At 31.1% G+C, this 14,107-nt stretch carries 13 protein-coding genes; 7 read left to right on the plus strand and 6 right to left on the minus strand.

Translation table 11 applies throughout. The features are described 5' to 3' along the window. Positions 1-70 precede the first annotated feature (70 nt). From queA to ACH5TX_RS15415, 3 genes are all read left to right on the plus strand, one after another. The gene (gene queA, locus ACH5TX_RS15405) at positions 71-1,120 is read left to right on the plus strand and encodes a tRNA preQ1(34) S-adenosylmethionine ribosyltransferase-isomerase QueA (protein ID WP_439340380.1); all 1,050 of its coding nucleotides are present in this window, start codon (positions 71-73) and stop codon (positions 1,118-1,120) included. 265 nt (positions 1,121-1,385) lie between these two features. Continuing rightward, a complete protein-coding gene (gene rlmN / locus ACH5TX_RS15410; RefSeq protein ID WP_439340381.1) occupies positions 1,386-2,426 on the plus strand; it encodes a dual-specificity RNA methyltransferase RlmN in 1,041 nt (346 codons plus the stop codon). 101 nt (positions 2,427-2,527) lie between these two features. After that, a complete protein-coding gene (locus ACH5TX_RS15415) occupies positions 2,528-3,505 on the plus strand; it encodes a polyprenyl synthetase family protein (RefSeq protein ID WP_439340382.1) in 978 nt (325 codons plus the stop codon). Positions 3,506-3,521: 16 nt separating this feature from the next. On the opposite strand, the gene ACH5TX_RS15420 is transcribed toward ACH5TX_RS15415, so the two are convergent. From ACH5TX_RS15420 to ACH5TX_RS15430, 3 genes are read right to left on the minus strand one after another with little or no spacing between them, the layout of a single operon-like run. After that, positions 3,522-4,469 (minus strand): transglutaminase family protein, encoded by a 948-nt coding sequence (locus ACH5TX_RS15420; protein WP_439340383.1) that lies wholly within the window; start codon positions 4,467-4,469, stop codon positions 3,522-3,524. Positions 4,470-4,479: 10 nt separating this feature from the next. Further along, positions 4,480-5,406 carry an alpha-E domain-containing protein gene (locus tag ACH5TX_RS15425; RefSeq protein ID WP_439336764.1) on the minus strand — a complete coding sequence of 309 codons (927 nt, stop codon included), beginning with the start codon at positions 5,404-5,406 and terminating at the stop codon, positions 4,480-4,482. Positions 5,407-5,421: 15 nt separating this feature from the next. Next, positions 5,422-6,864 (minus strand): circularly permuted type 2 ATP-grasp protein, encoded by a 1,443-nt coding sequence (locus tag ACH5TX_RS15430; RefSeq protein ID WP_439340384.1) that lies wholly within the window; start codon positions 6,862-6,864, stop codon positions 5,422-5,424. Positions 6,865-7,158: 294 nt separating this feature from the next. On the opposite strand from ACH5TX_RS15430, the gene ACH5TX_RS15435 reads away from it, so the two are divergent. The 3 genes from ACH5TX_RS15435 (at position 7,159) to ACH5TX_RS15445 (ending at position 9,642) form a co-directional block, all read left to right on the plus strand. Next, the gene (locus ACH5TX_RS15435) at positions 7,159-7,740 is read left to right on the plus strand and encodes an RNA polymerase sigma factor (protein ID WP_439340385.1); all 582 of its coding nucleotides are present in this window, start codon (positions 7,159-7,161) and stop codon (positions 7,738-7,740) included. After that, positions 7,727-8,497 (plus strand): hypothetical protein, encoded by a 771-nt coding sequence (locus ACH5TX_RS15440; RefSeq protein ID WP_439340386.1) that lies wholly within the window; start codon positions 7,727-7,729, stop codon positions 8,495-8,497. The genes ACH5TX_RS15435 and ACH5TX_RS15440 overlap by 14 nt, the downstream gene beginning before the upstream one ends. 62 nt (positions 8,498-8,559) lie before the next feature. After that, positions 8,560-9,642 carry a hypothetical protein gene (locus ACH5TX_RS15445; protein WP_439340387.1) on the plus strand — a complete coding sequence of 361 codons (1,083 nt, stop codon included), beginning with the start codon at positions 8,560-8,562 and terminating at the stop codon, positions 9,640-9,642. 73 nt (positions 9,643-9,715) lie between these two features. Here the strand turns inward: ACH5TX_RS15445 and ACH5TX_RS15450 are convergent, their stop codons facing one another. The 3 genes from ACH5TX_RS15450 to ACH5TX_RS15460 form a co-directional block, all read right to left on the minus strand. Next, positions 9,716-10,351 (minus strand): MIP/aquaporin family protein, encoded by a 636-nt coding sequence (locus ACH5TX_RS15450; RefSeq protein WP_439340388.1) that lies wholly within the window; start codon positions 10,349-10,351, stop codon positions 9,716-9,718. Positions 10,352-10,436: 85 nt separating this feature from the next. Next, on the minus strand, positions 10,437-10,835 hold the full coding sequence (locus tag ACH5TX_RS15455; RefSeq protein WP_439340389.1) for a GlcG/HbpS family heme-binding protein: 399 nt from the start codon (positions 10,833-10,835) through the stop codon (positions 10,437-10,439). A 99-nt stretch (positions 10,836-10,934) separates the two neighbouring features. Continuing rightward, a complete protein-coding gene (locus ACH5TX_RS15460) occupies positions 10,935-11,783 on the minus strand; it encodes a helix-turn-helix domain-containing protein (RefSeq protein WP_439340390.1) in 849 nt (282 codons plus the stop codon). A gap of 144 nt (positions 11,784-11,927) precedes the next feature. Between ACH5TX_RS15460 and dnaG the strand changes: the two genes are divergently transcribed. Beyond that, on the plus strand, positions 11,928-13,889 hold the full coding sequence (gene dnaG, locus ACH5TX_RS15465) for a DNA primase (protein ID WP_439340391.1): 1,962 nt from the start codon (positions 11,928-11,930) through the stop codon (positions 13,887-13,889). Positions 13,890-14,107: the final 218 nt, after the last annotated feature.

The raw sequence follows: 14,107 nt of genomic DNA on the forward strand, positions 1-14,107 counted from the left end.
TGACAAGGCCTACTTTCAGATTGTATATTTGCTGCCTTTAAAAAAACTAAAAAACAACAATAACTAGCATATGAAATTATCACAATTTGGCTTCGATTTACCAGAAGAATTATTAGCAGAACATCCAGCAGAAAATAGAGATGAGTCGCGCTTAATGGTTTTAAACAGAAAAGAGCAAACGATAGAGCATAAAATGTTTAAAGACATTATTGACTATTTTGATGAAGATGATGTTTTAATACTTAATAATACCAAGGTGTTTCCTGCTAGATTATATGGTAATAAAGAAAAAACAGGCGCTAGAATAGAGGTGTTTTTATTACGTGAATTAAATGAAGAACAACGCCTTTGGGATGTTTTAGTAGATCCTGCTCGTAAAATAAGAATTGGTAACAAATTATATTTTGGAGACGATGATACTTTAGTAGCAGAGGTTATCGATAATACAACATCTAGAGGACGTACATTACGTTTTCTATATGACGGATCATATACAGAGTTCCGTAAAAAATTAACAGAGCTAGGAGAAACTCCTCTTCCAAAATACATAAAAAGAGAAGTAGAGCCAGAAGATGAAGAGCGTTACCAAACTATTTTCGCTAAAAACGAAGGTGCTGTAGCAGCTCCAACAGCTGGACTTCACTTTTCAAAACACCTACTAAAACGTTTAGAAATTAAAGGTGTTAATTTTGCTGAGGTAACTTTACACGTTGGTTTAGGAACTTTTAATCCAGTTGAGGTTGAAGATTTGTCTAAACATAAAATGGATAGCGAAGAACTAGAAATTGATGAAAAAGCTACAGGTGTTGTAAATAAAGCGCTTGAAGAAAAAAGACGTATTTGTGCTGTTGGAACAACTGCAATGCGAGCTATAGAAAGTGCTGTGTCATCAAATGGTAAATTAAATGAAATTGACGGATGGACAAATAAATTTATTTTCCCTCCTTACGATTTTAGTATAGCTAACTGTATGATTACTAATTTTCACACACCAAAATCAACATTGTTAATGATGATTTCTGCTTTTGCTGGCCACGATTTTACAAAACGTGCATACGAAGAAGCCGTAAAAGAGGGTTACAAGTTTTATAGCTATGGTGATGCCATGTTAATTATATAAATTTTAAAGAGCCTTGTTAATTCAAGGCTTTTTTATTGCTTTTATTTGGGCATTCCCCAAAAGGGTCGCGCTTTCGGTAGTCGCTTTTTTGTGTTGCATAGGTGCAACAACACAAAAAGAGCTTCAACAATACCTCAATCGCTAATGCAAATCACAACTTTAATTTAAAATTCATAAATAAAGAATTATAGAAGTAAACCTATTCAGAGAAGAGTTTTCTCCTTTGGAGGGTTAAGGAGGCTTTTTTTTCTATTTTTGCATTTCAATGGATATCAAGAAAAAAGACATACGTGCATTAACCAAAGAAGAACTTAGAGACTTCTTTGAAAAACAAGGCGATAAAGCGTTTCGAGGCAATCAGGTTTATGAATGGTTGTGGCAAAAAGCAGCGCATACTTTTGAGGATATGACTAATATTTCGAAAGAAACGCGTCAAATGCTAGAAGATAACTTTGTTATAAATCATATCAAAGTAGATAATATGCAGCGTAGTAGCGATGGTACAGTTAAAAATGCTGTGCGTTTGCATGATGGTTTAATAGTAGAATCTGTTTTAATACCAACAAAAACACGAACCACAGCTTGTGTGTCTAGTCAAGTTGGTTGTAGTTTAGATTGCCGTTTTTGTGCCACCGCACGTTTAAAACGTATGCGTAATTTAAATCCAGATGAAATTTACGATCAGGTAGTTACTATCGATAACGAAAGTAAACTGTATCATAACCGCCCACTAAGTAATATTGTTTTTATGGGTATGGGAGAGCCGCTCATGAATTATAACAACGTTATAAAGGCAATCGATAAGATAACCTCTCCAGAAGGCTTAGGGATGTCGCCAAAGCGTATAGTTGTATCTACGTCGGGTGTTCCTAAAATGATTAAAAAAATGGCCGATGATGATGTTAGGTTTAAACTTGCAGTATCATTACACTCAGCTATTGATGAGGTAAGAACTTCTATCATGCCTTTTAATGCTACGTTTCCGTTAAAGGACTTAAGAGAAGCGTTAGAATACTGGTATGCAAAAACAAAAAATAGAATTACTTACGAATATGTTGTTTGGGATGGGATTAACGATAAGCGAAAAGATGTCGATGCTTTAGTCGAATTTTGCAAATTTGCACCAAGTAAAGTCAATCTTATTGAGTATAATCCTATTGACGATGGCGAGTTTCAACAAGCACAATCTAAAGCTTTAGATATGTATGTTGATGTTTTAGAAAAAAATAACATTACAGTTACAGTAAGACGAAGTAGAGGAAAAGATATTGATGCCGCTTGCGGGCAATTAGCTAATAAAAGTTAGATTAGTTGCTTTTTGTCATTCCCACGAAGACAGGAATCTTCGTGAGAAATAAAACAAACTTTTTAAAATAATTCATCTGAAATAGTATCTTTAAGCACCGAATGAAAATAGTAGAACAAATAAAACAACCTATAGCTTACGAAATGGAACTTTTCGAACAAAAGTTTCAACTATCTATGGCCAGTAAAGTGGCGTTACTAAACAGAATAACGCATTATATGGTTAACCGTAAAGGAAAACAAATGCGTCCTATGTTTGTTTTTTTGGTTTCTAAAATGGTGTCTAATGGCGAGATAAGTGATAGGACTTATAGAGGTGCTTCGGTTATAGAATTAATACATACTGCTACTTTAGTGCATGATGATGTGGTGGACGATAGTAACATGCGTCGCGGATTCTTTTCTGTAAATGCCCTTTGGAAAAATAAAATAGCCGTTTTAATTGGCGATTATTTACTGTCTAAAGGTTTGCTTTTAAGTATTGATAATAACGATTTCGATTTGCTTAAAATCATTTCAATTGCTGTTCGTGAAATGAGTGAGGGCGAATTGCTTCAAATAGAAAAAGCGCGTAAACTTGATATTACTGAGGATATTTATTATGAAATTATCCGCCAAAAAACAGCCACTTTAATAGCTGCTTGTTGTAGTTTGGGTGCCGCATCTGTAAAGCCAGAATCACCAGATGTAGAAGCTATGCGAAAATTTGGTGAGCTTATAGGTATGGCATTTCAAATAAAAGACGATTTATTTGATTATGGCGATACCCAAATAGGAAAGCCAACAGGTATAGATATTAAAGAGCAAAAAATGACCTTGCCTTTAATTCATGTATTAAATCAAGCTTCAAAGAAAGATAAAAAGTGGCTTATAAATTCTATTAAAAATCATAATAAAAATACAAAACGCGTCAAAGAAGTGATTGCGTTTGTTAAAGATAATGGTGGTTTAGATTATGCCATTACTAAAATGAAACAATTTCAAACAGAAGCGTTAGAAATACTTCAGAAGTATCCAGAATCAGATTATAGAAATTCACTAGAACTTATGGTGAATTATGTGATTGATAGAAAAAAATAAAAGAATTTGTTACAAATTACTGTTGTTGCTGTATTTGTTGAGTAAGTTCTAAGTTTCGTTTATAGCTGTTATTTGTAATAGTGGTTGTACTTGTTTCTGGAATAGGGTCGTTTAAGTGTTTAGACGTTTTTACTTCAACAGTTACTTGCATTTCTGCTTCACCTGTACCTTTAAAAACGCCTTTAACAGGAGAGCAATCGTTGTAATCTCTACCAATTGCTAGTCTAACATGGTTTTCGTTTGCTATAGCATTATTTGTTGGGTCTATACCAAGCCATCCGTAAAATGGGATATAAGCTTCAATCCATGCATGGGTAGCGCCTTCGCCTCTTGTTATATCATTACTTGGGCAAATATAACCACTAACATAACGCGCAGGAATACCAAGTGTTCTTAGCATCTGTAAAAGTACATTTGTAAAATCTTGACAAACACCTGCTTTTAATTGCCAAACATCATCTAGCGGAGTATTAATGTCTGTAATGCCTTGAATATATTTAAAGTTTTCATAAATATATTGAGAAATTTCAAGTGCGGCTTTATAGGGCGATTTTGTAACAAGGTTTTTGTCTGCAATTAAGTCGTTTATATCTTGACTGCCATTAAATGGTTTGTGTTTTAAAAAATCAATAAAATCTATATTATTTTTTATTGATTTTAGTTTATTCCATTGTTTTTCTACTTTAATAGTATCTTCAGGAAATAACTTGTTGTAAGTTATAACTTCTATTTCAGAAGTAATGTTTAATTCATGATGTGGGTCGGTGACCATAAAAGTGCCAACTCTGTTATTAAAAGAATCAGTAAATGTTTCTATGTACGGATTGTTGGTAATAGATATTAAATGCGATGCTACTTTTTGGTAATCATCATTAATAGGGTGTAATCTAGTAAGTGTTGCGCCATCAATTATGGCATCACTATACGTGTATTTTGTGATATGTTTAATAAAAAAGGTAGCCATAAATTAAAGATTAATTGTTTTGTGAAAAGTAAACGGCATTAATATTCAACGAAATATTTCTAATGTCTTCTTTAATATCATAAATAAAATTATGCAAGCCTTGAGTTTTTATATTTTCAATGGTTGTATACTTGATGGTGCTTTCAAGTTTTCCTAATAAAAATTCAATGTTATTTCTTTCTAGTTGGTTGCTCTCAATAAGCTGATTAATATGTCGGCTTAATTTATTAATACAGTAATACACCGATCTAGGAAATAATTTATCCTGAAAAACCATGCTTATTACATGCTCTTCTGTAAAAGTAGATTTATGTGTTTTTAAATATAATTGATAACCACCGATAGATAATAATAGGTTTTTCCAATAGAAACTTTTCTCTAAGTCGTCTGATGTATTTCCAATGTCGTACAGTTTAAGTGATGTAAAATCGGAAATAAGAATAACACGTTCTAAAAATTTGCCAACATTCATAAAATAATATGATGGACCACGTTCTTGGGTATTATCGGCAGTTCCATAGTAAATTAAATGGTGTTTTCTTAAATCTTCTAAAAACTGTATAGGATCTTCTTCTCTTAATTTTTTTGGTAAATCTTTATTTGTAAGGTATAGATAATAATTATTAATACACAACCATAATTCTCTAGATATATGCTCTTGAACACTTCTTGCATTTTCTCTAGCTTTGGTAACTATATTTAAAATAGAGTTAGAGTTGCTAGTATTAAAGACCATAAAATCGATACATTCTATAGCGTCTTCTGTATAAAATTGATTTTCTGGAGGTGTGAAATTTTTAATAATTGGTGTCCAAGAAAATAGTTCAGGAGAGTCTTGATTGGCATAAAAATTTACATGTAGTAAATTTAAAATACCATTACCACGTTCCATATATCTATCTAACCAAATAAGATTATTTGCTACTCTACTTAACATGTTTTTTGTTTTATATTATTGAATAACCCATGTGTCTTTACTGCCGCCACCTTGAGAACTATTTACAACTAACGATCCTTTTTTTAATGCGACTCTAGTTAGTCCTCCAGGACATATATCTATACCATCACGACCAGATAGTGCAAATGGTCTTAAGTCTATACATCTAGGAGATAATTTGCCGTCAATATAGCAAGGTGCTGTAGAAAGTCTTAAAATGGGTTGTGCTATAAAGTTATCTGGCTTTTTCTTTACATTCTTTATGTAGTCTTCAATTTCGTCATCTGAAGCTTCATGACCCATAAGCATACCATATCCACCACTACCATCGGTTTTTTTAATAACCATGTCTTTTATGTTTTTAATAACATGTTCCAACTCGTCTGGTCTTCCTAATTGGTAGGTTTCTATGTTTTTTAATATAGGTTCTTCATCTAAATAATATTTAATCATGTCTGGCACATAAATGTAAATAGCTTTATCATCTGCAATGCCAGTTCCTGGAGCATTTACAATATTTACATTCCCTTTTCGGTAAACAGCCATAATACCAGCAACACCTAAAACACTTTCAGCATTAAATTCCAGCGGATCTAAAAAGTCATCATCTACACGTCTGTATATTACATCAACTTGTTTTAAACCATTAGTGGTTTTCATATAAACGAAGTGGTTTTTAACAACTAAGTCGCTTCCTTCTACTAAATCAATTCCCATTAATCTAGCTAGTGTTGTGTGTTCGTAATATGCCGAGTTGTAAATACCAGGAGTAAGTAAAACAATATTAGGATTAGATATGTTTGAAAGCTCTTTAAGCTTTTTATGTAGCATGTTTGGATAGTTAGACACCGACCTCACATTATTTTTAGGTAAAATACCAGGGAATAATCGTTTAGAGATTTCTCTGTTTTCAAGCATGTAACTTACGCCAGAAGGAGTTCTTAAATTATCTTCGAGTACATAAAATTCGCCATCATTGTTTCTAATTAAGTCGACACCAGATATTTGTATGTAAACATCATGTGGTACTTTTACGCCTTTCATTTCGCGTAAAAAATTAGGACAAGAATAAATTAATTCTGTAGGAATGATACCATCTTTTAAAATAAACTGTTCGTTATAAATGTCTTTAATAAACAGATTTAAAGCTTTTAGCCTTTGTTTAATACCGCTTTCAATTTTACTCCATTCTGCAGCGGTAATAATTCTTGGTACAATATCAAATGGGAATATTTTTTCAATACCTTCATTGTCGTTGTAAACGGTAAAGGTTACACCCTGACTCATAAATAGGTGTTTGGATAAATCTTCTTTTTTAGTCAGTTTTTCAGGAGAAGTCTTTTCTAAATATTTTATAAATGCTTCGTATTGTGTCCTAAACTCTGCATTGTCATTGTACATTTCGTCCCAAGTTTTTGGAAGCTTGTCATATGATGAAAAAAGATGATTATTGTCCATAGGCTATAGAGTATTTACCCAAATATAGGTAATTGATAAATTATTTTCAGTCATTCAAAGGTATAAGTGAATAAAATTTAACATTTATTTAAAATTGATAAAAAATCTATAGTTTTTTGTTGATGAATGTATTTTTTGAATATCTAAATTATTAGATAAATAATTGACGGAATAAGGTGTTTTGTAATTATTGTTTACTCTTTCATATATTTAAGCATACATTAGTTTTAAAAATTATTAACCTTTTGGGCAACCATTTGTGTAGTATTTGCGTCTTTATAAATAGAAAGCAAAATGACATCATTTTTGAAAGTTATTCAACTCCATAAAAACGAATTGGCACTTATAAAAAAAGCGTTGAAAAATAACCGTGAAGCACAACATGTGTTATTTGAAATGCATGCTCCAAAAATGTTGAGCGTTTGTAGGTATTATGTTAAGGATATGCAATATGCCGAAGATGTTATGTTGAAAGGTTTTTTTAAAGTGTTTTCTAATTTAAAAAATTTTAAAAATGAAGGTAGCTTTGAAGGTTGGATACGTAAAATTATGGTTAGAGAAGCCATTTCGTTTTTAAGACAGCAAAAAAATGTTGAGTTTTCTATAGAAGATAATGTGATTAATAATGATTCATATGCGAATGATATAATTACAAATGTTGAAGTAGAAGAAATACAACAATTAATAGATGCGCTTCCTGAAGGTTATAGAATGGTATTCGTAATGTATGCAATTGAAGGTTATAAGCACCATGAAATTGCAGAGTTGTTAAATATTAATGAAGGTACATCAAAATCGCAATTATTTAAAGCACGAAAAATGCTTCAAGAAGAATTAAGAAAATTAAATAAAATAGCAAGCTATGGCGCCAATTAAATTTGAAGAAGACATAAAAGAGAAGCTTGAATATAGAAGTCTCAAGCCTTCAGCCAATGCTTGGAGTAAATTGTCTAATCAATTAGATGAGCATAAAGAAATAAAGCACAATAAGCCGTATTGGTGGATTGGTTTGGCTGCAAGTATTGTTGGTGTTTTTTTGGTTGTTTCTCAATTTTTAAATAAAGAAACTCAAGTTGAAGATTTACCTAAAGTGGTTGATGCACCAGAGGTTATTATTCAAGATTCAAATAATGTAATTGTTGAAGAATTAATTAAAGAGAAAGGTTTTGAAGACAATAAAGTGACAAAAGAATTAAATGAAACTAAGCATTATATAAAGGAAAAAGCTAGCGAAGTTTTAAAAAACAATAATTTAAATAATGTTGTTGTAGCTTCAAGTAAAGAAGAATTAGGAGTAATTAAAAAAGATGTAGATATTAAATCATCAGAAATTTTAAAAGAAAAATTGTCTTTTGAAGAACAAAAAATAAAAGATGTTGTAGCGCAAGTGCAAGATTTAAAAGAATCGAAAACAGAAGTAACAGATGATGATATTGATGCCTTACTGTTACAAGCTCAGCAAGAAATTAGATTAAATAGAATGTTAAATGAAACAACAGGATTAGTTGATGCAAATGCATTACTTCAAGATGTGGAACAAGAATTAGATAAATCTTTTAGAGAAAAAGTGTTTAAAGCTATCAAGGCAAGTTACAATTCGGTTAAAACAGCTGTTGCTCAACGAAACGATTAAAAAAATCATCAAATCAATCAATTATAAATTAATGTCCATTATGGACTAAAAAACGAACAGTTATGCAAACAATTACTAAATGCTTAGTGGTATTCATACTAAGTTTAAATGTGCACTTAATCAATGCACAAGACACAATTCAAAATGTAAATAATGAAAATAAAATTGAAAAACTAAAAGCAAAAAAAGAAGCTATTATAAGTGAAGAGCGTAATTTTTTAAAAGAAAAAGTTGAAGCGATTAATATAAGGTTGGATAATGGTGAGGTTACAAGTGAAGAGGCAGAAAAGCTTAAAAAAGAAGCTGCCAAAAAACATGCTTTAAATATTGATAATCGCATTGCTATTTTAGAAAATGAATTTTCTTTATGGAGTAGAAACCCAGATAGGATTCCTCAAGATGAAAATGAAATGCTATTTAGAATAGGAGGTGGTGAAGGTGGTGATGCTAGCTTTATTTATTTTGGAAAACAAAAAGATGATGAACCAAAAAACAGAAAATATGACAGACGTACATCAAGTGATTTTGTATTAGCTTTTGGTTTAAATAATGCTATTATAGAAAATGAGAATCTAGATGATTCACCATATAAGTTTGGAGGATCTCGCTTTTTCGAAATAGGTTGGGCATGGAAAACACGAGTGTTTAAAAACACTAATTTCTTGCGTGTTAAGTACGGGTATTCGCTTCAAATAAATGGTTTAAAACCAAATGATAATCAATATTTTGTTAAGCAAGACGATCAAACAGTGCTGCAGGTGTTTCCTGAAAACCTTAAGAAATCTAAATTGTCTATGACTAATTTAGTATTCCCTGTGCATTTTGAATTCGGGCCATCTAAAAAAATAGAAAGGGACACTTATTTTAGATATTCAACAGAAAAACAATTTAAATTTGGAATAGGAGCTTATGGTGGTTTTAATATTGGAACTCGTCAAAAATTAAAATATGAATTAGATGGAAAACGTAAAAAAGATAAACAAAAAGGAGGCTTAAATACTAGTAATTTAATATATGGTTTAAGTACATATTTAGCTTTTGGAGACACTGCATTATATGTAAAATATGACTTGTCACCCATTTTTAAAGATCAAATTGCTGACCAACATAATATTTCTGTGGGTTTACGCTTTGATATGGATTAATTAGAAGAAAAAAGAAATAGCTTGTTGAACATAATATTAATATTTAACAAGCTATTTTTTTTATTAGCTATCCTTAATTTCTTATCAATTTCCAAGTAAAGGTCGCTATAATGGCTCCTAAAATCGGAGCGCTTAAATAAATCCAAAGTGTTGTTAAATTTCCAGATACAATGGCAGGTGCTAAACTTCTAGCAGGGTTAAAAGAACCACCAGAAATGGGTCCAGCAAATAAAATAATACCAGTAACAGTAATACCAATAATGATACCTGCTAAAGGCGATGTTTCTTTTTGAGATGTTACACCTAAAATAGTAAGCATTAAAAAGAATGTTAGTATCAATTCGATGCTAAACGATTGTAATATGCTTCCAGAGGGTAAAGTTCCTCCTAAACTTAGGTTGTCTGGAAACATAAGCGTAAGTAAACCACTTGCTAAAAAGGCACCTAAAACTTGTGACGCTAAATAGCCTAATATGTCGCTTTTAGGCATTAATTTACCAATAGCTAAACTTATGGTAACTGCAGGATTTATATGTGTGCCAGAAATAGAACCAAAAGTATAAATCATGGCAGTAACAATAATTCCGAATGCTGCTGAAATTCCAACTAAACCTAAACTTCCATTTGATTGTTGATCGATAATTACAGATCCTGTTCCACAAAAGACCAATGCGAAAGTGCCAATAAATTCTGCTATGTATTTTTTCATTTAATTAGTTTTTAAAATAAATGAGGGTAACTATTTATAGTTACCCTCATTTTAGTCACTCTTAATTATATTGTTTGATCAGGGATTAGATAGCTGTTGCTCCTGCTTCTGCTACTGTATGGTCATTTTCTACAGAACTTCCACTTACTCCAATAGCTCCAATAACGTTTCCATCAGCATCTTTTACTGGTACGCCTCCTGGGAAAGTAATTAAACCTCCATTAGAATGTTCTATGTTGTATAAAGAACCACCTGGTTGAGATAATTCACCAATAATTCCTGTATTCATATCAAAAAAACGAGCTGTTTTAGCTTTTTTAATTGAGATATCTAAAGAACCTAACCATGCTCCGTCCATACGTCCAAAAGCTACTAAGTTTGCTCCTGCATCTACAATGGCAATGTTCATTTTTGTATCTATTGCAGTTGCTTTTTCTTTTGCTGCTGCAATCATTTTTTCTGCTTGTGCTAATGTAATATTCATAATAATTATATTTTAAGTGTTTAATTTTAACACTGCAAAAGTATAATCAAACAGAAAGTATCTTATTACGAATAGGGTTCATAAACTTATGAAAAAAGGTCAATTAGCCTTTTGAGGAATATTTTTGGGGCTTATGCCAAATTTTTGCTTAAAAGCACTACTAAAGTTAGACAGGTTATTGTATCCAAGTTCTAAATATATGTCGGAAGATTTTAGTTTTCCTTCTTCTAATAATGCTTTCGCTTTTAACAACCGTTTATCTCGTAGCCATTTACCCGGTGAGGTTTTGTATTCATTAATAAAATGGCGTTTAAAGGTTGATAAACTCATATTACATAAAAAAGCAATCTCTTCTAGAGTAAGACTTGTGTAAATATTTTTTTCTATGATTTTCTGAAAATCGGAAACTTTGTTTGTGATTAATGCATGTAAATACGATTCAAAAGGGACCCCATATTTATTGATTAAATAGAGTAATAATTCTTCAAACTTAACAGAAAGCAAACGTTCCATAAAAACGGGCGGAGCCGTACTTATAGTGGTTAAAGAATCTAGATAAGCACTAATAAATGTGTCGTTTTCAATAGCAAAGTAAGGCGCTTCGTCTTTAGGTTTTGTAATGCTAGTTGAATGTTTTTTTAGAATTTCTTTTAATTTTTTATCAGAAAAAAATAATAGTTTGCAAAAGTAAATTGCTTCCTTATCGAGTAATTCTGTCCAAAGACAATTTCCTTTTTGTAAAAGTAACGACTGATCTTTGTTTACAGCTATGGCAACATCAGAAAAATGAACTTGTTTTTTTCCTTCTTGTAGAAAACTAAACATATGCATATTTAAATTAACCTTAGTTTTAATAACATCTTCGGTCATTTTAAAATCATAGATAAACAAATCAGTATTATCAACAGAATCGTTTAAATAAATTTCAGGAATGTTTTCTATGGGCATTTTCTAGTTTATTGGTAAAATATCTTATAACAAGGAATTTAGCGAAGTTCGATAAATTTTATTGAATATTCAAAATTTCAAAACTTCTTTAATTTTAAACAATCAATAGTTTATATTACATTTACAGTTCATAAAATTTTCATATTGATATCTCCAGCTTCCATAGATTTAGTATTTGAAACCGCTCGAGTAGAGGAGGTTATAGGCGACTTTGTTCAGTTAAAAAAAGCGGGAAGTAATTTTAAAGGATTAAGTCCGTTTAGTGATGAGCGCTCTCCTAGTTTTATGGTATCGCCAGTAAAGCAAATATGGAAAGATTTTTCTACAGGAAAAGGAGGGACTGCGGTGTCTTTTTTAATGGAGCATGAGCATTTTACATATCCAGAAGCGATAAAATATCTTGCCAAAAAATATAATATAGAAATTGAAGAAACCGAGCAAAGCAATGAACAAAAAGAACAAGCCAATGAACGTGAAAGTTTATATCTGGTAAGTGAGTTTGCTAACACCTATTTTCAAAAAATATTACATAAAACAGATCAAGGTAAATCTATAGGTTTAAGTTATTTTAAAGAACGAGGTTTTACAGAAGACACAATAAAAAAATTCGATTTAGGTTATTCTCTAAACGAATGGCAAGCCTTTACAGATGAAGCTTTAAAACAAGGTTATAAACTTGATTTTTTAGCAAAAACAGGATTAACTATTGTTAAGGAAGATAAACGCTTTGATAGATTTAAAGGGCGTATTATGTTTCCTATTAAGAGTATGAGTGGTCGTGTTTTAGGTTTTGGCGGTCGTATTCTTATCGCAGATAAAAAAGCAGCAAAATATGTAAACTCGCCAGAGAGTGAGCTCTATCATAAAAGTAAAGTGTTGTATGGTATTTATCATGCAAAGCAAAGTATTGCTAAAGAAGATAATTGTTATTTAGTTGAAGGGTATACAGATGTTATTCAGTTTCACCAAACAGGAATTACAAATGTGGTATCCTCCTCTGGTACGGCTTTAACTTCAGAACAAATACGATTAATAAATAGGCTTACAAAAAACATTACTGTGCTTTTTGATGGAGATGCTGCTGGTATGCGAGCGTCGTTAAGAGGTATCGATTTAATTCTAGAACAAGGTATGAACGTTAAAGTTTGTACGTTTCCAGAAGGAGAAGATCCTGATAGCTTTGCTAAACAAAATACACTTGAAGAGTTGTCTCTTTATTTAGCAGATAATGCTAAAGATTTTATTCAGTTTAAGGCATCTGTTTTATTTGAAGAATCTAAAAACGATCCTATAAAAAAAGCAGAAACAGTTAGAGATATTGTAAATAGTATTTCTAAAATTCCAGATCATATAAAAAAGGAAATTTATATACAGGAATGTGCTAGAATTATGGATATTAGTGAGGAGGTGCTTTTTAGTACACTAGCTCAAATTGATAAAAAAGAAACTCAAGAAGAGACTAAGCAACTTAAAAAGAATCAAAAAGTGTTTGATGTTATTAAGCATGAACCACAACCTGTAAAAAAGGTAGATGTACAATACCTTTTAGAACGGAAAATAATTGAAGTGCTATTGCTTTATGGAAATAAAGAAGAAGATTTTGAAGACCTGGTTTTAAAAGAAAATGATAAAGGTGAATTGGTTTTAGAGCCAGAAATACATCGAGCTAAAGTGTTCGAAAAAGTATTTTTAGATTTACAGGATGATGAAATGGAATTTACAAACCCTCATTTTAAAATCATGTATTATACGATTATAGATAGACTGAATCAAAGTCCAGATTTTGAACTTAAAACATTTATAAATTCAGTAGATCCCGATATGTCTAACGAAATTACAACCATTTTAATGGAGGACGAACGTTATACTTTAGATGACTGGAATAGAATGAATATCTTCCCAAAAGAAAAAACACATAGTGTTGCGCAATTAGTTAGCGAAACTATTTTAAGTTTACGTTGTTTCTTAATAGATCAAAAAGTAAAAGAATTTCAACAAGAAACGATGCAAAATATAAGTGATTCCAATAGAAATATACTTGAAGAAGTTAAGGATTATTCGGGTTTAAAAATGCTGTTATCTAGAAAGTTAAACCGAGTTTTATAGAAAAAATAACGCTAAGTGTTTTTCTTTTCAAAAATACTTAGCGTTATTTTAATTAGTTTTAGAAATCATTTTAAGTCTATTTAGTTTTAATAGATTTAAAGTAAAAATTCTAGCAATAAACTTTACAAATCAACAGTAACACGAGGTTGCAGTACTTGAAAAAAAAGTAAAACACTACTCAGGCTTAAAAATGTTACTGTCTATAAAGTTAAACAGAG

The organism is Thalassobellus citreus (assembly GCF_044385915.1).
Lineage (GTDB): Bacteria > Bacteroidota > Bacteroidia > Flavobacteriales > Flavobacteriaceae > Thalassobellus > Thalassobellus citreus.